The following is a 19820-nucleotide window of genomic DNA, read 5'->3' as shown; positions in this document are numbered from 1 at the left end:
CAGCCATGCCGCAGACCGACCCCGCCGCCCGGTACGAGCCGTTCGCGCTCACCGAAGTACAGGAATCGTTCTACGTCGGCCGCACGCTCGGGGGCGGTACCGGCGCGGGAACGCAGATCCACCTCGAGTTCGACGCCGGCGCACTGGACACCGACCGCGCCGAGGCCGCCTGGAACGACGTCGTCGCCGCCACCGACATGCTGCGCGCCCGTCTGCTGCCCGACGGCACCCAGGCGGTCCTGCGGGAGGTCCCGCACTACGCCGTCGTCCGCGCCGACCTGACGGACGCGACACCGGCCGAGGCCGAGGCCGGGCTCGACCGGCTGCGCCAGGAGGCGCTCGGCGGCTTCGACCCGCACCGCTGGCCGCTGTTCGCCGTGCGCGTCGCGCACCTGCCCGGCGGCCGGGCCCGCGTGCTGTTCACCGTGGACGAGCTGATCGCCGACGGCCCCAGCGTCTCGCTGCTGCTCCAGCAGTGGTACGCCGCCTACGCCCACGGCACCGCGCCCCGGCCGCCCGGCATCACCTTCCGCGAGTACGCCGCCGCCACGGCCACCGCCGAGGTGCCCGAGGCGTCCCTGGCGTACTGGCGGGAACAGCTGGCCGGTGTCGACCTGGAGCGCCCGCTGCCGCTGGCGGCCGGAACCGGGCCCGCCGGTCCGGGCACCCCCGCGCACCGGCGGCTGACGCTGCGCCTGGACGCCGGGCGCTGGGAGCGCGTGAAGGCGGTGGCCAAGGAGACCCGGGCCACCCCGACCGCGCTGCTGCTCGCCCTGTGCACCGCCGCCGTGCAGGGCACCGGCCGCGATGTCCGGCGCGATCCGCTGCCGGTGGTCCTCACGACGTACAACCGGCGCCCCGTGCACCCCGACGTGGCCCGCCTGGCCGGCCCGTTCATCTCGACGTCGGTGTTCGTCGCCCCGCCGCCCGACGGCACCCTGCGCGCCCGCCTCGACCAGGTGCGCGCCCGGTTGTGGCAGGACCTGGAGCACGCGGCGGTCAGCGGGGTGCGCGCCCTGCGCGAGCACGCCAGGGCCGTCGGCGGCAACCGGGGGCGTGCCGTCCCCATGGTCTTCACCAGCCTGCTGGGCAGCCTCACCGCGCTCGGCGGCACCGCCGCCGACGACCCCGCCAACTGGGCCGCCCACGTCGACCTGTCCGCCTCGGCCACCCTCACCTCGGGCGTCCACCTGGAGGCCTGCGTCCAGGAGCGGGCCGGTGCCCTCCTGCTGTCCTGGGACTACGCGCCGACCGTGCTCGACACCGCCCGCACCGAGGCCGCGTTCGCGGCGCTGCGGGAGTCGCTGGAACGGCTCGCGCGGGACGGGGCCGGCGCCCTCGACGGCCCGCTCGCCCGGCCGGCCCCCGGTGACGGTTCCCCCGCCAGGCCGGAGCCCGACGACGGCGCCTTCGCCGTACGGGAACCCGGCCACGGGACCCTCGCCGCAGCGGAGCCCGACGACGGGACCCTCGCCGTACCCGAGCCCGACGGGCGGCCCGTGCCGCTCACCGAGGTGCAGTCCGCCTACCTCGTCGGCCGCATGGGCGGCCTCGGCGGCGCCGCCGAGACCCGCGTCTACCAGGAGTTCCTGCTGCAACGGCACGACCTGGACCGCCTGGAGCGGTGCTGGAACCGGCTCGTGGCCCATCACCCGATGCTGCGGGCGGCCGTGCACGAGGACGGCACCCTCACCGTCGCCCCGCGGGCGGACACAGAGCCGTACCGCATCGCCCGCCACGACCTGACCGCCGCCACCGACCCCGAGGCGGAACTCGGCGCGGTCGCCGAGCGCCTGCGGGCGGGCACCTTCCCGCTCGGCAGCCGCCCGATGTACGCGCTGGAGGCGAGCACGCTGCCCGACGGCACCGCCGTGCTGCACGTCGTCCTCGACGCCCTCCTCGCCGACGCCCGCAGCTTCGCCCTGCTGTTCGGGCAGCTGTTCGCCCTGCACGACGGCGACGACTCGGTGCTCACCGCGCCCGCCGACCCCGTACCCCACCTGCGCGCCCTCGGCGGACGGCGGACGGACGGCGCCGAGGAGTACGCGCGGGCCCGTGCCGCCTGGCGGCAGAAGTTCGCCGCGCTGCCCCCGGGCCCGGACCTGCCCGACCCCGCCGCCGGCGCTGCGCGCAGGCACCGTGCGGCCCCGCTCGGTTCCTGGCGGCGGCTGACCGAGCGCGCCGCCGTCCTCGGCGTCCCCGCCGACATCGTGCTGCTCACCGCCTACACCGACGAACTGCGCGCCGAGTTCGGCCACCGGGGCCCGTTCACCGTGACGGTCGTCTCCTGGGACCGGCCCGGCAGCCTGCCGGGCGCCGCCGGCATGGTCGCCGACTTCACCCGGCTCGCCTGGGTCGTCGTCGACGACACCCTGCCGGCGTCCTTCGCCGGCCGCGCCCGCGAGCTGTGGGCCAGGGTCCGCGCCGACCTCGAACGCCACGAACGCTGCCCCGGCCTCGGCGAACTGCGCACCCGTGTCTTCCGCTCCGGCGGGGCGCTGCGGCTGCCCGTGGTGTTCACCCGCGTCCCCGAGATCGACCCGGCGCTGCACCCGCGGGGGGTGCGGCTGCGCACCAGCCAGTCGCAGACCGCGCAGGTCGCCCTCGACCATGTGCCGCTGCTGGTCGGCGACGACCTGATGGGCCAGTGGGACGCCGCCGACGGCGCGCTCGGACCCGCCCGCCTGGAGGCGATGTTCGACCGCTACGCCCGCCGGGTGCGGGAGTTCCTGGCCAGCGGCGAGCCGTCGCCGGTCGCGGCACCGCACGCCGCGCTGGACGCGGCGGCCCTCGCCGACGGCCACGTCGCCCCCGACGCTGCCGATGCTCCCGATGCCTCCGAGGCCCCTCAGGGGCCCGACGCCTCCGACGCCTCCGACGCCTCGGACGCCTCCGAGGGCCCCGAGGACGCCGACGCTGCCGAGGGCCCCCTGCGTCCCCACGGCCCGGAGGGCGCCGACCGGGCGCCGGTGACCCTGCTGGAGCTGGTCGAGGCCGGCCTCTCCGGCCGCGACGAACGCCCCGCCGTACGGTTCGCCGGACGCACCGTCACCTACCGCGAACTCGCCGACCGCACCGCCCGGCTCGCCCACCACCTGCACGCCCTCGGGGTCCGGCCCGGAGACCACGTCGCCGTGCACATGGACCGCTCCGAGGACCTCGTCACCGCGCTCGTCGGCATCGTGCGCGCCGGCGCCGTCTACGTCCCCGTCGACCCCGCCAACCCGCCTGAGCGGGTCCGCTACCTGCTCCGGGACAGCGGCGCCCGCGTCGTCGTCGCCGACGAGGCCCGCGCCGCCGTACCCGCCGAGGCGGGCGCCGTCGTGGTCTGCCCCGGCAGGGCCGAGGACCGGCGCGCGCTCGCCGTGTACCCGGCCGTCCCGCCCGCCGTGACCGTCGCCCCCGACGACCCCGCCTACACGATCTACACCTCCGGCACGACCGGGAAGCCCAAGGGCTGCCGCAACACCCAGCAAGGCGTGGCCAACCGGCTGCTGTGGATGCAGGAACGCTTCCCCCTCGGCCCCGCCGACCGGGTCGCGCAGAAGACGCCGTACGGCTTCGACGTCTCGGTGTGGGAGTTCTTCTGGCCCCTCCTCGCCGGCGCCTCCATCGTCGTGGCCCGGCCCGGCGGCCACACCGACCCCGCCTACCTGGCACGGCTGCTGCGCGAGGAGTCGGTGACGGTCACCCACTTCGTGCCGTCCGTCCTCGGCATGTTCCTGCGCCACCCACAGGCCGCCGGCTGCAACGCGCTGCGGTACGTCTTCGCCAGCGGCGAGGCCCTGCCCGTCGCGACCATGCGGCACTTCTACGAGGTGTACGGCACCGGCGCGGACGCACCCGGACTGCACAACCTGTACGGGCCGACCGAGGCCGCCGTCGACGTCACCCACTGGGCGTGCCGCCCCGACTGGGACGAGCCGACGGTGCCGATCGGGCGGCCCGTCGCCCACACCCGCATCCACCTCGTCGACGAGCGGCTGCGGCCGGTGGAGCCCGGCACGCCCGGCGAGATCGTCATCGGCGGCCGGCAGGTGGCCCTCGGCTACCACGGGCGCCCCGAGCTGACCGCCGAGCGTTTCGTGCCGTCGCCGTTCCCGGAGCTGGACCCCTCCCCGCGGCTGTACCGCACGGGCGACCTCGGGATGCTCGGCGACGACGGCGAGATCCGCTACCTCGGGCGCATCGACGGGCAGTTCAAGCTGCGCGGACTGCGGATCGAGCCCGAGGAGATCGAGGCCGCGCTCACCGGGCTGCCCGCCGTCGCCGAGGCCCGGGTGCTCCCGGTGCGCGAGGAGGCGTCCGGGGAGCAGGCGCTGGCCGCGGTCTGCGTGGCCCGCACGCCCGGCCCGGTCCCGGGCGCCGGCGAACTGCGCCGGGCCCTCGCCGAGGTGCTGCCGGCGTATCTGGTCCCGAGCCGGTTCCGCTTCGTGGACCGGCTGCCCCTGACGACCAACGGCAAGCTGGACCGCGAGACGGCGGCCCGGCTCCTGGAGGCGGCGCCGGACACGGCCCCGGGCCCGGGCCCGGGCACCGCCTCGGACGGTGCCGGGGTGCCCGCCTCGGACGGCGGGAGGGCGTCGGACGCTTCGGGCGAGGGGTCCGCCGGGATCGCCCCGGGTGCCGGCGACGCCCCGGCCGCCGGAATCCTGGCCGCGGTCGCCGAGGCGCTCGGGGTCGACGCCGACGCCATCGTCCCGGACGCCGACCTGTTCGACCTCGGGGCCACCTCGTTCAGCATGATCCGCATCGCCCAGGAGATCGAACGGCTCACCGGGACCGCGCTGCCGGTCGACGCGCTGATCAGCAGGCCGACGGTCGCCGCGCTGACCGCCGCCGCACTCCCGGACGCCGGGTCGGACGCCGTCGGAGCACCCGTCGCCGGGGACGCTCCCGGTGCCGCCGGGGCCGCTGCCGGGACGGCTCCCGCCGGGACCGCGTCCGGTGCCGGTGTCGCGGACCCGGCGCAACGGACGCTCACCGCCGAGGACGTGGCCCGTACGGCCGCGGCCGTGCTGGACCTGCCCGACGTCGATCCGGACGCCGACCTGTTCGACCTGGGCGCCACCTCGTTCAGCATGATCCGGCTGGCCCAGGAGATCGAGTCGGCCACCGGCCGGCAGATCCCCGTGGACGTGCTCATCCAGAGCCCGACGCCCCGTGCCGTCGCGGACAGCCTCGCCCCCGCAGCGGCCCCTGCCGCGGAGGCACCCGGCGGCCCGGTCCCCGCGCCGTCGGCCACCGCGGGGACGGACGTCCGGATCGCCCTCGACCCGGCGGCCAAGGCCGCGTTCAAGGAGGCCAGGATCGCCGAACGGCGGCTGCCCGCCTCGCTGCCGCGGCTGCCCGTGCCCGCCGCCGGCCCCGCCGAGACGCTCGCCCTGTTCGACGCGTCGTCCTTCCGGGACTTCGCCGGCGAACCGGTACCCGTGCGGGACCTGCTCGACCTGCTCGCCACCGTCACCTGGGGCGACCTCGACGGCCGGGCCAAGCGCCGCTACCCGTCCGGCGGCGGCTTCTACCCGGTCCAGGTGTACGTGTACCTCGCGCCCGGCGCCGTGGCCGGCACCGAGCCCGGCCTGTACTACCTGCACCCGGCCGAGCGGGCCCTGATCGCCCTCGCCCCCGACGCCCGTTACGGCACCGACCTGCACGTCTTCCACAACCGGGCGCTCGTGGAGGGGTCCGCCTTCGGCGTCTTCCTCGTCTCCACCCCGGCGGCCATCGCCCCGGCCTACGGCGAGCGCAACGCCGCCCGGTTCTCCACCATCGAGGCCGGTCACATCGCCCACCTGCTGCTCACCGGGGCGCCCGAGCGCGGACTGGGCCTGTGCGCGGTCGGCGAGATGGACTTCGACGCCGTACGCGCCGACTTCGGCGTCGGCGACGACCAGGAGCTGCTGCTGTCGCTGTGGGGCGGCGCGCTCACCGCGGACACCCGGGCCCGCCGGGAGGCACTGCGGACCGGCACCGGCACCGAAACGGACGCCGGTATCGGCACCGAGGCCCGGATCGGCGCCGGGGTCCGGACCGGCACCGACGCAGGCGGCGTCGCCGTCGCCGTCGTCGGGTTCGCCGCCGAACTGCCCGGCGCGCGCTCCCTGGACGAACTCGACGCGCTGCTGGCCGGCGGCGGCACCGCCACCGGACCCGTGCCCGAGCACCGCTGGGCTCCGCTGCGCTCCCGCGCCGGGCGCGCCGGGGCCGCCGTCGGCGGATACCTCGACGACGTCCTGGCCACCGAGGCGGAGGAGTTCGGCATCGACCCGGCCGAGGGGCCGGCCGTCGACCCGCAGGAACGGCTGCTGCTGTCCGTGGCCCGCCGCTGCTTCGAGGACGCCGCCGTCGTCCCGGCACGGCTCGCCGAGCGGGGGCCGGTCGGGGTGTTCGTCGGCTCCATGTGGCACGACCACGCGCTGCACGGGGTCGCCGCCCGCGCCGGCGGACGCCCCGACGAGGGCACGCACGCCACCCGCGGCGGCCTCGCCCACCGCACCTCGCACGCGTTCGGGCTGACCGGGCCCAGCGTGCTCCTCGACACCGGGTGCGTGTCGGGTCTCGCCGCCGTCGAGGCCGCCTACCGGGCCGTCGCCGACGGCCGCTGCACGGCCGCGCTCGCCGCCGGAGCCAACCTCGTCCTGCACCCCGACCACCTCGACGTGCTGTCCGAGATGGGGCTCGTCGCCGAGGACACCGACTCCTGCGCCTTCACCGACCGGGCGAGCGGCTGGCTGGTCGGCGAGGGCGTCGGGGCGGTGCTGCTCAAGCCGCTGGACCGGGCGCTGGCCGACGGCGATCCGGTGCACGCCGTGCTGCGCGGCGGTGCGCTCCGGCACTCCGGCACCACACGGCAGTTCGGCGTTCCCGACCCGCGGCGGCAGGAACAGACGATGCGCGCGGCCCTCGCCGACGCGGGTCTGGCACCCGCCGACATCGGCTACGTGGAGGCCGCCGCGGCGGGCGCCGCCCTCGCCGACGCCCTGGAGTTCACGGCCCTGGGGCGGCTGTTCAGCCCCGACGCGGCCGGCTCCGGGGCGGGCGAGCCGGTGCCCGTGGGGACGGTGAAGCCCAACACCGGGCACCTGGAAGCCGCGTCGGTCTTCGCCCAACTGGGCAAGGTCATCGCGCAGTTCCGCCGAACCGAGGTGTACCCGACGGTGCTCTCCGGCGCCGTGAACCCCGCGGTCGCCCGCGCCTCGGGCCCGGTGGCCCTGGCCGGGGCGCAGGCGGGCCGCTGGCGCACCGGTCCGGGCCGTCCCCGGAGGGTCCTGGTCAACGGCTTCGCGGGCGGCGGCTCGTACGGCAGCCTCGTCGTCGAGGAGCCGCCGGCCACCGCGCCGGCCGCGTACGACGACGAGGTGCGCGCGCTGCCGCTGTCGGCGGACACGCCGCAGAACCTGGCCGCGCTCGCCGAGAGCCTCGCCGACGCCTGGGAACGCGACCCCGGCCTCGGGGTCGGGCCGGTGGCCCGCTCCCTGCGCGAGGGCCGCACGGACCGGCCCGCCCGTGCCGTGCTGGTGACCGGCCGCGCGACGGCGGTCGCCGGGCTGCGCACGCTGGCCCGCCGCGTCCGGCGGGAGGGCGCGGGCATCGCCGAACTCGGCGCCCCCGCCCCGCGGGAGGAACTGGCCCCGACCGCCCCCTGGCTCGCGGGCGACGCAGCGTCCTGGCCCAGGATCGACACCCCCCGGGCCGCCCTGCCGCCCACACCCCTGACCCGGGTCTCGTTCCCGCTCCCGACCGCGCCCGGCTCCCCACTCCCGGACACCACCGCGCCCGGCTCCCCGACCGGGACCGGGTTCCCGACTGAGACTGGGTCCTTGACCGGGACCGGGTCCCCGACCGCGACCGGGTCCCCGACCACGACCGTGGCGTCGACCGCGACCGCGACCGCGACCGCGACCGCGACCGTGGCCCCGCCCCCGGTCCCGGCCCCGGCCGACTCCGCGACGACCGTCCGGTCCTCCTCCGTCGTGGAGGGCGCCGCGCCGGCCGCCCCCGCGGCGGACCGTCCCGACGGGCTCTCGGCACGGCTGGGCCAGGTGTGGGGCCTCGGCCCCGCCGCGGACCCGACGCCGGACCCTGCCGCGGACCCGACGCCGGCTCCTGCCTGGGACCCGACACCGGACCCGACACCCGCATACGGCCTCGGTACCGGTCACGGCCTCGCTGCCGGCCCCGGCACCGGCCCCGGCACCGGTCACGGCCCTGGCGCCGTCCCCGCGCCGGGCGCCGACGCCCCAACCCGCACCCATGCCCCAACCCGCACCCATGCCCCAACCCTCGCCGGCGCCCCGACCCGCACACCCGCTCCGGCCGGCCTCGGCGCGGAGGCCGGGGGCGGCGCCGCCGGCGGCTTCGCGCGGCTGGCGCGGATCGTCGCCGCCGAGACCGGCGTGCCCGTCGAGCGGCTCACGCCCGGCCAGGACCTGTTCGCACTCGGCGCCACCAGCCGGCAGTTGCTGCGCATCGCCGCCCGGATCACCGCCGACGGGGGCCGGGAACCGTCCCTGGAGACGCTGTTCACCGCGGCCGACCTGGGTGCGCTCGCCGACGTCGCCTACCCCGCCCACCCGTCCGCCACCACCGTCTGACAGGCAGTGATCACCATGACCCGGATCTTCATGTTCCCCGGCCAGGGCGCCCAGCGCGCCGGCATGGGCCGGGAGCTGTTCGACCGCTTCCCCGAGCTGGAGTCGCAGGCCAGTGACGTGCTCGGCTACAGCCTGCGCCGGCTGTGCCTGGAGGACCCCGACGGCCGGCTCGGCAACACCCGCTACACCCAGCCCGCCATGTTCGCCGTCAACGCGCTCGCGCTCCGCGCCCACCTGGAGGACGCCGGGGAGCGGCCCGACCTCGCCGTCGGGCACAGCCTCGGCGAGTACAACGCCCTCCAGGCCGCCGGCGCGTTCGGCTTCACCGACGGGCTGCGGCTGGTCGCCGCCCGCGCCGAGGCGATGGCGCTCACGGGCGGCGGCGGCATGAGCGCGGTGATCGGCCTGCCCGAGACCCAGTTGCGCTTCCTGCTGCTGCGCGCCGGGTTCGGCTCCCTGGACCTCGCCAACCTCAACACGCCCGGCCAGATCGTGCTGGCCGGCCCGGTGGAGGACCTGGAGGAGGCCGGGCCGATCCTGGAGGACGCGGGGGCGCGCGCGGTGCGGCGCCTGGCCGTCAGCGGCCCCTTCCACTCCCGGTACATGGCCCCGGCCGCCGAGCGGCTCTACCCGGTCGTCGCGGCCACCCCCTTCGCCCCGCTCGCCTGCCCGGTCGTCGCCAACGCCACCGCCCGCCCGTACGAGCAGGAGCGGATCGGCGACCTGCTGCTCCAGCAGATCCACCAGCCGGTGCGCTGGTGCCGGACCATCGAGTCGATCCTCGACGGCGCGTACGGCCCCGAGCCGGAGTTCACCGAGATCGGCACCGGCACCGTACTGACGGGCATGCTGCGGCAGATCCGGCGCGAGCGCAGGACGGCCGTCGGCGCGGCGGGCCCCCGGTGAGCGGGTTCGCGGCCGGGCCGGACCCGGGCAGCGTGCACCTGTGGTTCTGCTCGAACGAGGCGCTGGAGGAGCCCCTGGCCGAGACGCTCGCCGAGCACTGGCTCGACGAGCACGAGCACGACGTCGCCCGGCGCTTCATGTTCCCGCGGGACCGGCGCCAGTACCTCGTCGCCCACGTGCTGGTGCGGCGGGTGCTCAGCCTGGTCACCGGGGTGCCGGAGGCCGAGGCCGCCATCTGGCGCTCCTCCCGGGGCCGCCCCTTCCTCCAGGCCGCCGTCGACGACGGTCCGGGCGGACGGCCCGAACTCGACTTCAACCTGTCGCACGCCCACGGGCACAACGTCGTCGCCGTGGGCCACGGCCGCCGCGTCGGTGTCGACGTCGAGCGCATCGACCGGGCCGCCGAGCGCGGCCTGGGCTGGATCGTGCAGAGCTACGCGCCCGAGGAGCGCGCCCGGCTCGCCGAGATGCCGCCCGGCCGGCAGCGGGACCGGGCCACGCTGCGGCTGTGGACGCTGAAGGAGGCGTACGCGAAGGCACGCGGGCTGGGGCTCGGGCTGCCCTTCGACTCCTTCTCCTTCGAACTCGCCGACGACCGCGGTGTGCTGGGCTTCCGGCCGCCGGAGGACGACACCGCCGACCGCTGGACCTTCGTCGAACTCCAGCCCCGTCCCGAGGTGCTGGTCTCGCTGGCCGTGGAACGCGGCACGCACAGGTCCGGCCCCGCGCGGCGGCTGTTCGTGCACGACGGGTTCCCCTGGGGCCGGTCCACACCGCACGAGCTGCCGCTGCCCGGCCCGCACCACGGCCGTCCGGAGCCGGCGGGCCTGGCAGGCCGATCCCAGTGACCGAGCAGAGGAGAAGACCGTGAGGACACACCGCCCGCCGCAGGACGAGGACGCCGCCCGGTCCCCCCACGCCGACGCGCAGGCCTTCCGGGAGGCGATGGCGCACCTGGCCGCGCCGGTCAGCGTGGTCACCGCGCTCGACCCGGCCGGCCGGCGCCGCGGCTTCACCGCCACCTCGGTGACCTCCGTGTCGCTGGAGCCGCCGATGGTGCTGGTGGGGGTGGGCCACCGGTCGAGCTGTCACGCCGCGCTGACCGGGGCCGAGGAGTTCACCGTGAACGTCCTGGGCGCGGAACACGACGAACTGGCCCGCCGCTTCGCCACTCACGGCGCCGACCGCTTCGCCGGCTCCGGTTTCGCCGCCTGGCCGGGCACCGGCACCCCCTACCTGCCCGGCGCCAAGGTCCTGCTGCGCTGCCGCACCGCCGACGTGGTCCGGGCCGGCGACCACGACCTGGTCCTCGGCACGGTCACCGACGCCCACACCGGCGATCCGGCCCCGGCCCCCCTCCTGTGGTACCGCCGCGCCTTCCACACCCCGGCCCCCACCGCGCCCGCCCTGGCCTAGCGCCCGGCGTCAGCGGGCCCGTGCCGGGGCGGCCTGGGAGGACAGCAGGTCGAAGCGGCGGATCAGGGCCTGCTGTTCCAGGGAGAGGCGCTCCACGTGGCGTCGCAGGCGGGCTATCTCGTCGGTGAGGGTCACCACCGTCGCCTCGTGGGCGGTGGCCGGTGCCGCCTTCGGGGCCGGGGGACGCGGGATGGGGTGGACCGAGGCATGCGGCGGATCGGCGGGGCCGGGGACCGCGAGGGACGGGTCGTGGTTGAGGATCGCCTCCATGCGGCCCCGCAGCACCGGGCCGGGCTCCACGCCCAGCTCGTGCGCCAGGCGCTTGCGCGCGCGGTCGTACACGCCGAGCGCCTCCGCCTGCCGGCCGCAGCGGTACAGGGCCACCATCAACAGGTCGTAGAAACGTTCCCGCATCGGGTGGTCGGCGGTGAGTTCCTCCAGCTCGCCGGTGATCTCGTCGTGCCGGGAGGCGCGCAGGCAGGCGTCGTACAGCGCCTCCAGGGCGGTCAGCCGGTTCTCCTCCAGCTGGGCCGCCTCCGCCGCGCAGATGTCGCCGCGCACGCTGCCCTCCAGTGCCGGTCCGCGCCACAGCGCGAGCGCCTGGCGGAGCACTTCCGCGGCGTGCCCGGGATCGGTGACGGCCGCCGCCCGGCCCTCGGCGGCCAGGCGGTTGAAACGCTCGGCGTCGGTGGTGGCCCGGCCCATGCGCAGCACGTAGCCGAGGGAGCGGGTGACGATCCACTCGTGGTGGGGTTCGCCCGAGCCGGCGTTCGGCACCGGCAGCAGCCGCCGCAGCCGGGCCACGTGGGCCTGGAGGGCGTTGGTGGCGTTGGCCGGCGGATGCTCGCCCCACAGCTCGTCGATGAGCCGGTGCACGGACACGATGTGCCCCGACTTCACCACGAGCGCGCCCAGCAGAGCGCGCTGCTTGGCGCCCGTGGGGAGGATCCGGAGTCCGGTGCGCTCGTCGTGGACCTCAACGGGACCGAGAATGCGGAACTGCATCTCTTCCTCGCATGTCACTCAGAAGCGGTCGGGATCGGTGAAGCCCAGCGGCACGGCCGGCTCCTTGCCCTGCACGAGGTCGGCCACCACCTCGCCGACGCCCAGGGAGTGCTTGAAGCCGTGGCTGGAGCAGCCGCCGGCCACCACCACCCGCGCGTCCCGCCCCGGCCGCCCGATCACGAACTGGCCGTCGGGCGTGCGCGCGTAGACGTTGGCCAGGGCACGCGACGGCGCGCCGCCCACGCCCGGTACCGCCCACTGGAGGTGCCGTGCCAGCACCGCCCAGTCCACGGGCGAGACCGACCGGTCCAGCGTCTCGGGGTCCACGACGCGGAAGTGCCTGCCGCCGTCCTCCAGCCCCAGCTTCAGTTCGCAGCGGCCGGGCAGCGTGCCGTGGCCCCACAGCACGTCCCCGCCGTCGATCTCCCGCATGAACACCGGCAGCCGGTCCAGCGCGAACCGCTCGTGCGGCTCGTCGGGCGTGAACCAGGTCGTCGGCATCCGCACGACCTCCAGCGGCAGCGCCGGCACCAGCTGGTCCAGCCACGGCCCGGCCGTGAGCACGGCCTGCGCGGCGCGCAGCACCCGGCCCGCGGCCGTGTGCACGGCGACGCCGTCGCCCGCGTGCTCCACCGCCGTCACCCGGGTGTCGGTCAGCACCCGCGCCCCGGCCGCGCGGGCCGCGCCGACCGCCGCGTGGACGGTCCGCTCGGGCAGCGTCAGCCCGCCCTCCGGCTCCACGACGGCGATGTCACCGGTGGCCAGGCCCTGGTGGGCCGGGCAGCGCCGGTGCAGCTCGTCGCGGTCCAGGACCCGCACCTGAAGATCGTGCTCCCGGGCCGCGCGCAGCGCGCCGCCCACGATGCGGCCGTCGGGCGGGCCGATCAGCATCGCCCCGGTGGGGTCCAGCAGATGCGTTCCCGTCTCGGTCTCCAGCTGCTGCCACAGCTCGCGGGAGCGCTGTGCCAGCGGCACCAGGCCGGGGTGTTCCAGGCAGGCGGTGCGGAACATCCGGCTCTCGCCGTAGGAGGAGCCGGAGGTGTTGGCCAGCCCGTAGCGTTCCACGCCGATCGCGTTCAGCCCGCGCCGGGCCAGCTGCCACAGCGCGGCGGCACCCCAGGCGCCCAGCCCGACCACGACGACGTCGGCGTCCGTCCCCCGGTCCCCGCTCATGACGGCCTCACCGCCGCCCGCTCCCGGAGCGCGGCCGTGGCGTGCCGGGTGATCGTCCCCAGCAGCGGGGCCGGGTCGGGCTGGAAGTAGAAGTGCCCGCCGTCGAACAGGTGCAGCCCCTGGAAGTGCTCGGCGTGCTGCTCCCAGTCGGCGAGGCGGTGCTCGGGCACGACCACGTCGCCCCGTCCGCCGTACACCGCGAGCGGCACCGGCAGCGGCGCCAGGCCGGGGCTCGGGCGCCAGTTCTCCACCAGGCGCAGGTCGTTGCGGATGGCCGGGGCGAACATCGCCCACAGGTCCGGCTCGTGCAGCACCTCCAGCGGGGTGCCGCCCATCGCCGCGAGGTGGATGCGCAGTTCGTCGTCGGGCAGCTCGTGCCTGCGGGTGCCGTCGCCCTGCGGTCGGGGCGCCCCGCGGGCCGACAGCCCCAGCCACACCGGCAGCTCGCGGCCCTCGGCCTGCAGCAGCCGGGTCAGCTCGTAGGCGACGAGCGCGCCCATGCTGTGCCCGAAGAACGCGAACGGGCCCGTCAGGTCCGCGTCCAGGCGGCGCAGGAAGAAGTCCGCCAGCCGGCGGGCGTCGTCCAGCGGCGTCTCGTCGGCCAGCCGTCCCCTGCCGGGCGCGTCCAGCAGCCGCACGTCCCAGTGGGCGGGCAGCAGGCCCGGCCAGGTGCGGTAGAGCAGATGGGAGCCGCCCGCGTGGTGGAAGACGAACAGGCGGAGTCCCTCGGATGGTCCGGATATGCCGTACATCGCCTCTCCTGAAGGTCGGGCCCGGCTCACGCCGCCGCGGCGAGGCCGCCGGTGAACGCCGGGGCCACCTCGCGGGCGAACAGCTCCACGGCCCGCTCGGCACGCTCGAAGGGCAGGTGGCCGGGGTTGAACTGGAGGCTCAGGCACAGGTCGTCGCCGTACCAGCCGCGGATGGTCTCGATCTGCGCCGCCACCTCGTCGGGCGTGCCCGCCAGCACCTTGTGGCCGGCGAGGGACGCGTCGAAGTCGTAGGCGCGGACCTTCTCCACGAACGCCTCGTAGCCCGGGTACTGCTCCGAGCGCGCGCTCGCCCAGGAGGCGACCGCGCCGGCCATCGTCCGCACGTAGTTCTCCTCGCCGGCGCGCGCGTCGGCGAGCACGGTGGCGCGGTCCTCGCCCAGGTAGCAGGTGTACTTGATCTGGATGCGGCCCGGGCCCTGGTGGCCGGCGGCCGCGCGGGCCTCGCGGTAGGCCGCCGTCATCGCCGTCAGCTGCTCGCGGCTGGTGACCGACGGGACCACCTGGAGGTGGTGGCCGCGCTCACCGGCCAGCGCACAGGAGGCGGCACTGGTGGCCGACGCCACGAACACCGGCGGGTGCGGGTCCTGGTAGGGGCGGGGGAAGCCGGTGACCGGGCCGAAGCGGTGCACCTCGCCCTCGAAGCGCACCTCGCGTCCGCTCCACAGCGCGACACAGGCGTCGACGACCTCGTCGAAGCGGGCGCGGCTCTCGGCCATGTCCACGCCGAACAGGTCGAACTCGTCGGGCAGGAAGCCGCGTCCGAAACCGGCGTCCAGCCGGCCGTGGGAGAGGTTGTCGAGCTGCGCCAGACGGGCGGCGATCTGCACCGGGTGCGCGAACGCGGCGATGACCGCGCCGGTCACCAGGCGTATCCGGCTGGTGCGCGCGGCCACGGCGGTGAGGAAGACCACCGGATCGGGGCTGTAACCGCCGTACGGCGAGCCGTAGTGCTCCACCGTCTGCACGTGCTCGAATCCCAGCGCCTCGGCGAGCGCGGCCAGTCTCAGACTCTCGTCGTAGTAGGTGCTCGCGCTCTTGCGCTCCGGATCGACGACCGGAAAGAAGTTCACGCCGAATTCCATGGATGGCTCCGTCTGGTGATCCGATTCCGGCTGGCCGGAAAGGGCGGCTAAAATTCCTCCGCTATCGGACCATAGACGGTCGGTGTCGAATACGCGGCGGGCGCGAGCGCGCCTCCAGCGGTTTTCCGGAGCCCTTCGAGTTCAGGTCATGCGGCGTTCGCGGCGGAGCGGCGGGAAAGCAGCAGCCACCAGTCGCCGAGCGTGGGGCGCGCCATCAGCTCGGGAAATCCGACCTCGATGCCGCGCCGGTGCCAGGCGGAGATCAGCTCCATGGCGGTGATCGAGTCCAGGCCGTGGTCCACCAGGTCCTCGTCGTCGCCGGGGAGTTCGGACTCCGGCAGCCGCATGCTGCGGGCGACCATCTGCCGCAGCAGCTGCCGGGTCAGCGGGTCCGCGCCCTCGGGCACCGCCCGGCCGTCGTTGCTCCCGGTGCTTTCGGTGGTCTCCATGCCGGGGAAAGCTAACAGCGGGCACCGAGGGGCGGAAGACGCTCCCCGGCGCCCTTTCCGGGCGGTCAGTCATGCGTCAGAGACACGTCAGACACGGTCTTGGAAGCGGCACCGGAAAACCGCTCGATGATTCCTAGAGGATTTCCGTCGGCAGGGTTGCGGCGGGATACGGTGCGCCTCGTGCATACGTCGTGGGGTAAGGACAGCGCATCCCCGCGTGGCGCAATATCGACGAGCCTCGGGCACCGATTCGCACACCGGCTCGGCAGCCGAGTTCAGCCGTCGAGGTACGGGGAGGAAACCATGAAGATACGTGTTCTGGGTCCACTGAGTGCCGACGTCAACGGGATGTCGATCGTTCCGACGGCCGGGAAGCCACGGCAGATCCTGGCCCTGCTCGCCCTCTACCCGGGACGGGTCATGCCCGTGCCCACCCTCATGGAGGAGATCTGGGGCACCGAACTCCCGCAGAGCGCCCTGACCACCCTCCAGACCTACATCCTCCAGCTGCGCCGCCGGCTGGGCACCGCCATGGGGCCGGGCGCCCCCGGCGCCGCCAAGGGCGTGCTCGCCACCCGGCACGGCGGCTACCTGCTCCAGATACCGGCCGAGGCGGTCGACGTCCACGAGTACGAGCGCCTCGTCGCCGAGGCACAGCAGTGCTTCGAGGACGGCGAGGACGAGCGCGCCGCCCGCACCTACCGCAAGGCGCTCGACCTGTGGCAGGGGCCCGCCCTGGTCGACGTGCGGGTCGGCCCCATCCTGGAGATCGAGGCGATGCGGCTGGAGGAGAGCCGGCTCGTCACCCGGGAACGCCGTATCGACGCCGACCTCAGGCTCGGCCGGCACGCCGAGGTCATCGCCGAGCTGATGGACCTGATCGCCCGGCACCCCGAGCACGAGGGGCTGCACTCGCAGGCCATGGTGGCGCTGTACCGCTCCGGCCGGCAGGCCGCCGCGCTCGAGGTCTACCACCGGCTGCGCCGCCGCCTCGTCGACGAGCTGGGCGTGGAGCCCTCGCCGCAGCTCCAGCGGCTGCACCAGGCGATGCTGGCCGTCGACCCCCAGCTGGACGTGGTGTCCGGACCGCGCCGCACCTCCACCTTCGACCTGTACGCGGCCTGAGCGGCGGCGGCCGTGCCGCCTGCGGCACCCGGCGGATTCGAGTGTTCCTCCAGCCCGTTGACCGAGTCTCGAGCCGTCACCGAACGGCCGACCGCTCGCGCGTACAGAGACGGAGACCACCCATGCGACAGTTCGAACTGGACGACCTGAAGGCCCTGCTGCGCGAGTGCGCGGGCCAGGAGGAGGGCGTCGACCTGGACGGCGACGTCGTCGACGTGCCGTTCGCCGAGCTCGGCTACGACTCCCTGGCCATCCTCCAGACCACCGGGCGCATCGAGCGCGACTTCGGTGTCGCCCTCGACGAGGAGGCCCTCGACGAGGCCGACACCCCGCGCGCCTACCTCGACCTGGTCAACCGTGCCCTGGCCGCCGTCCGCGCCGCGGCCTGACCGCCGCGCGGGCCGCACCGCGGACCCGCGACGCCCGGACGGGCATCGGCTGGACACGGACGTCGCCGTCGTCGGCGCCGGGCCCGCCGGGCTGGCGCTGAGCCTGATGCTGCTGCGCTCCGGCGTACGGGTCGCGCTGCTGGAGAAGTCCGCCGGGGACCCCGCCTCCGTCGGCCGGGACTTCCACGGGGAGGTCCTCCAGCCCGGTGGCCAGCAGGTCCTCGACCGGCTCGGAGTGCTGGCCGCCGCGCGTGCGCGCGGCGCCCGGCGCCTGAGCGGCTTCCGGCTGCTGGACCGCGGGCGCGTGCTGCTGGACATCGACTACGGCCGGCTGCCCGCCCCCTACGACCATCTGCTCGCCCTGCCCCAGCGGCACCTGCTGGCCGAACTCGCCGCCGCCTGTCGTGCCCTGCCCGGCTTCGACCACCTGCCGGGCCACCGCCTGTCCGCGCTGACCGAGGACCGCGGGCGGTGCACCGGCGTGGTGGCGAGCGGCCCCGGCGGACGCCGCGTCACCGTGCGGGCCCGCGTCGTGGCCGGCGCCGACGGCCGCTACTCCAGGACCCGCGCCCTCGCCGGCATCGGCGCCGGGCGCACCGAGGCCTTCGACCAGGACGTCGTGTGGTTCTCGCTGCCCGCCCCCGGCCGCTCGACCGGCACGGTCGCCGTGCACCGGGCGCCCGGCAGCGCCGTCCTGGTCCACGACACCCACCCCGACCGGCTCAGGATCGGCTGGACCCTGCCGCACCGCGGCTGGCCCGCCGTCGCCGCCCGGGGCATCGAGACCGTACGCGCCGAACTGGCCGCCGCCCTGCCCGAGTTCGCCGACCTGATCCAGGATGGTCTGCGCGGCCCGGACGACCTGCGGCTGCTCGACGTGTTCGCCGCGCACGCCGACACCTGGGTGCGCGACGGGCTGGTGCTGCTCGGCGACGCCGCCCACACCCACGGACCGCTCGGCGCCCAGGGCATCAACCTCGCCCTCCAGGACGCCGCGGCCCTGCACCCCGTCCTGGTCGACGCGCTCGCCGCCGGCGACTGCTCCCGCGCCCGGCTGGCCGCCTTCCAACGGCTGCGGGGGCCCGCCGCCGAGGCGGTCACCCGGGTGCAGAAGGTGCAGGCCAAGGCGCTGCTCGGAGCGGGCGGCCCGGCCGTGGACGTCCTGCGCTCCCACGCGGCCCGCCTGGTCACCCGCACCCCGCTGGGCACGCGCATCACCCGCCGCATCGCCTACGGCCGTTCGGTGCCCGAGGTGCGGACGGACCTGTTCACGGTGGACACGGCCGCACCTCAGCCCATCGGGCCCAGCTCCTGAAGCAGGGCCCGCTCCAGCGCGGTCAACGGCAGGTCGGGACGCAGCCGTTCGGGATGACCGGGCGGGGGAGCGCCGAGCCCACGGCCCGCGTCGGGCCCACGGCCCGCGTCGAGCCCGTCGGCCGCGTCGAGCCGACGGGCCGCGTCGCGTGCGGAGCCCGCGCCGGGCCCGGCGCCGCCGCGGGCCGCGTCCGCCCGGGCCAGTTCGCCGGCGGCGAGGAGGGCACCGAGGGCGACCAGGCCCTGCCAGAGCGGCTCGCCCAGGGCGCGGACGACGCCCCACGCCCGCCGGGCACCGGTGAACGCCATGGGAACTCCTTTTCGTACCGCGGCCCGCACCAGGGCCTGCCGTGCGGACCACGGTCGGCCCGCGCGGTCGTGAACCGCACGACGGGCCCTCGAGCCCCGCCGGTGCGCCCGGTCGGCCGGCGGCGCCGGCCGGCGCCCCGCCGCCGCCCTGGGCCGGGCCCGGCACGCCGGGGCTTCGACCGGGGCGCTAGGCCCCGCCGTGAGACTCGGGGCAACCGACACCCGGGAGGAGAACGGCCGTGCCGTCCAGCCCCACCGTCCCCACCGCAGCGCCCGCGCCCTTCGCCGAGACGGCGCAGATCGCCGACGGCGTCCACGCCTACGTCCAAGCACCGGGCGGATGGTGCCTGAACAACGCCGGCATCATCGTCTCCGGCGGCGAGAGCGCCCTCGTCGACACCGCGGCCACCGAGGCTCGCGCCCGCCACCTGCGCGGCACCGCGCTGCGCCACAACCCGCAGGCCGCGCCGCGAGCCGTGGTCAACACCCACTTCCACGGCGACCACGTCTTCGGCAACCACCTGTTCCCCGAGGCCGTCGTCATCGGCCACGAACGCACCCGGACGGAGATGATCGCCTCCGGCCTGCACCTGACCGGGCTCTGGCCCGACGTGGAGTGGGGCACCATCGAACTGGCCCCGCCCACCCTGACCTACACCGACGCCCTCACCCTGCACATCGGGTCGCTGCGCGCCGAGCTGGAGCACGTCGGGCCCGCCCACACCTCCAACGACACCGTGGTGTGGCTGCCCCGGCAGCGGGTGCTGTTCACCGGCGACCTGGTCATGAACGGGGTCACCCCGTTCTGCCTCATGGGCTCGATCGCCGGCTCCCTGGAGGCGCTGGAGCGGCTGCGGGCCTACGGGGCGCGGACCGTCGTACCCGGGCACGGGCCGGTGTGCGGGCCCGAGGTGTTCGACGCCGTCGAGGGCTATCTGCGGCTGGTGCAGCGCATCGCCGCCGACGGACGGCGGGCCGGCCGCACACCGCTCCAGGCCGCCCGCGACGCCGCCCTCGGCCCGTACGCCGCGCTGCTGGACCCCGAACGGCTGGTGCCCAACCTGCACCGCGCCTACGCCGAGCTGGACGGCACGCCCGCCGCGGACCCGCTGCCCGGCGAGACCCTCCAGACCGCGCTCGGCGAGATGATCGAGCACCACGGGGGGCTGCCCTGCTGCCTGGCCTGACCCCGGGCGGTGTGCGTGCGGGGAGCCGGGCCCGCGTCAGACCAGGTGGTCCTGGCGGACCACCCGGAACTTCGTCAGCACCTCGCCGTCCCCCC

General features: G+C 76.1%; 14 protein-coding genes. 8 read left to right on the top strand and 6 right to left on the bottom strand.

The features are described 5' to 3' along the window. Positions 1-5 precede the first annotated feature (5 nt). From ACZ45Q_RS32450 to ACZ45Q_RS32435, 4 genes are read left to right on the top strand one after another with little or no spacing between them, the layout of a single operon-like run. Positions 6-8597, top strand: a complete 8592-nt coding sequence (locus ACZ45Q_RS32450) for an amino acid adenylation domain-containing protein (protein WP_468268201.1) — start codon at positions 6-8, stop codon at positions 8595-8597. A 15-nt stretch (positions 8598-8612) separates the two neighbouring features. Then, positions 8613-9503: an ACP S-malonyltransferase gene (fabD, locus tag ACZ45Q_RS32445; protein ID WP_468268198.1), complete on the top strand. Its 891-nt coding sequence runs from the start codon at positions 8613-8615 to the stop codon at positions 9501-9503. After that, positions 9500-10351 (top strand): 4'-phosphopantetheinyl transferase family protein, encoded by an 852-nt coding sequence (locus tag ACZ45Q_RS32440; protein ID WP_468268195.1) that lies wholly within the window; start codon positions 9500-9502, stop codon positions 10349-10351. Before fabD ends, ACZ45Q_RS32440 begins: the two co-directional genes overlap by 4 nt. Positions 10352-10370: 19 nt before the next feature. Continuing rightward, positions 10371-10919 (top strand): flavin reductase family protein, encoded by a 549-nt coding sequence (locus ACZ45Q_RS32435; protein ID WP_468268192.1) that lies wholly within the window; start codon positions 10371-10373, stop codon positions 10917-10919. A gap of 9 nt (positions 10920-10928) precedes the next feature. Here the strand turns inward: ACZ45Q_RS32435 and ACZ45Q_RS32430 are convergent, their stop codons facing one another. From ACZ45Q_RS32430 to ACZ45Q_RS32410, 5 genes are all read right to left on the bottom strand, one after another. Then, positions 10929-11924 carry an AfsR/SARP family transcriptional regulator gene (locus ACZ45Q_RS32430; RefSeq protein ID WP_468268189.1) on the bottom strand — a complete coding sequence of 332 codons (996 nt, stop codon included), beginning with the start codon at positions 11922-11924 and terminating at the stop codon, positions 10929-10931. 18 nt (positions 11925-11942) lie between these two features. Continuing rightward, entirely contained in the window at positions 11943-13097 is a 1155-nt protein-coding gene (gene solA / locus ACZ45Q_RS32425; protein WP_468268186.1) for an N-methyl-L-tryptophan oxidase, read from the bottom strand. Further along, positions 13094-13849, bottom strand: coding sequence for a thioesterase II family protein (locus ACZ45Q_RS32420; protein ID WP_468268183.1), 756 nt, complete (start codon positions 13847-13849; stop codon positions 13094-13096). The genes solA and ACZ45Q_RS32420 overlap by 4 nt, the downstream gene beginning before the upstream one ends. Positions 13850-13875: 26 nt before the next feature. Next, entirely contained in the window at positions 13876-14952 is a 1077-nt protein-coding gene (locus ACZ45Q_RS32415) for an LLM class flavin-dependent oxidoreductase (RefSeq protein WP_468268181.1), read from the bottom strand. A 146-nt stretch (positions 14953-15098) separates the two neighbouring features. Then, entirely contained in the window at positions 15099-15401 is a 303-nt protein-coding gene (locus ACZ45Q_RS32410) for a phosphopantetheine-binding protein (protein ID WP_468268178.1), read from the bottom strand. Between the two features lie 303 nt (positions 15402-15704). Between ACZ45Q_RS32410 and ACZ45Q_RS32405 the strand changes: the two genes are divergently transcribed. The 3 genes from ACZ45Q_RS32405 (at position 15705) to ACZ45Q_RS32395 (ending at position 18230) form a co-directional block, all read left to right on the top strand. Continuing rightward, complete coding sequence (locus tag ACZ45Q_RS32405; RefSeq protein ID WP_468268175.1) at positions 15705-16526, top strand: AfsR/SARP family transcriptional regulator; 822 nt, start codon at positions 15705-15707, stop codon at positions 16524-16526. 122 nt (positions 16527-16648) lie between these two features. Next, the gene (locus tag ACZ45Q_RS32400; protein ID WP_217249443.1) at positions 16649-16915 is read left to right on the top strand and encodes an acyl carrier protein; all 267 of its coding nucleotides are present in this window, start codon (positions 16649-16651) and stop codon (positions 16913-16915) included. Further along, complete coding sequence (locus ACZ45Q_RS32395; RefSeq protein WP_468268172.1) at positions 16884-18230, top strand: FAD-dependent monooxygenase; 1347 nt, start codon at positions 16884-16886, stop codon at positions 18228-18230. The genes ACZ45Q_RS32400 and ACZ45Q_RS32395 overlap by 32 nt, the downstream gene beginning before the upstream one ends. Here ACZ45Q_RS32395 and ACZ45Q_RS32390 read toward each other — a convergent pair. After that, the gene (locus tag ACZ45Q_RS32390) at positions 18206-18538 is read right to left on the bottom strand and encodes a DUF6059 family protein (protein ID WP_468268169.1); all 333 of its coding nucleotides are present in this window, start codon (positions 18536-18538) and stop codon (positions 18206-18208) included. The genes ACZ45Q_RS32395 and ACZ45Q_RS32390 overlap by 25 nt on opposite strands. 239 nt (positions 18539-18777) lie before the next feature. Here ACZ45Q_RS32390 and ACZ45Q_RS32385 point away from each other — a divergent pair, with 239 nt between their 5' ends. Beyond that, the gene (locus ACZ45Q_RS32385; protein ID WP_468268166.1) at positions 18778-19725 is read left to right on the top strand and encodes an MBL fold metallo-hydrolase; all 948 of its coding nucleotides are present in this window, start codon (positions 18778-18780) and stop codon (positions 19723-19725) included. The last annotated feature ends 95 nt before the right edge of the window (positions 19726-19820 follow it).

Source organism: Streptomyces sp. NPDC031049 (assembly GCF_055571015.1).
This window is presented reverse-complemented; position numbering and strand designations above follow the sequence as displayed.

What these genes read in the sequence shown, in the direction of transcription:
- ACZ45Q_RS32430 (WP_468268189.1), bottom strand. Translation starts at nt 11,924, where the DNA reads ATGCAGTTCCGCATTCTCGGTCCCGTTGAGGTCCACGACGAGCGCACC.
- fabD (WP_468268198.1), top strand. Translation starts at nt 8,613, where the DNA reads ATGACCCGGATCTTCATGTTCCCCGGCCAGGGCGCCCAGCGCGCCGGC.
- ACZ45Q_RS32405 (WP_468268175.1), top strand. Translation starts at nt 15,705, where the DNA reads ATGAAGATACGTGTTCTGGGTCCACTGAGTGCCGACGTCAACGGGATG.
- ACZ45Q_RS32420 (WP_468268183.1), bottom strand. Translation starts at nt 13,849, where the DNA reads ATGTACGGCATATCCGGACCATCCGAGGGACTCCGCCTGTTCGTCTTC.
- ACZ45Q_RS32390 (WP_468268169.1), bottom strand. Translation starts at nt 18,538, where the DNA reads ATGGCGTTCACCGGTGCCCGGCGGGCGTGGGGCGTCGTCCGCGCCCTG.
- ACZ45Q_RS32410 (WP_468268178.1), bottom strand. Translation starts at nt 15,401, where the DNA reads ATGGAGACCACCGAAAGCACCGGGAGCAACGACGGCCGGGCGGTGCCC.
- solA (WP_468268186.1), bottom strand. Translation starts at nt 13,097, where the DNA reads ATGAGCGGGGACCGGGGGACGGACGCCGACGTCGTCGTGGTCGGGCTG.
- ACZ45Q_RS32415 (WP_468268181.1), bottom strand. Translation starts at nt 14,952, where the DNA reads ATGGAATTCGGCGTGAACTTCTTTCCGGTCGTCGATCCGGAGCGCAAG.
- ACZ45Q_RS32450 (WP_468268201.1), top strand. Translation starts at nt 6, where the DNA reads ATGCCGCAGACCGACCCCGCCGCCCGGTACGAGCCGTTCGCGCTCACC.
- ACZ45Q_RS32400 (WP_217249443.1), top strand. Translation starts at nt 16,649, where the DNA reads ATGCGACAGTTCGAACTGGACGACCTGAAGGCCCTGCTGCGCGAGTGC.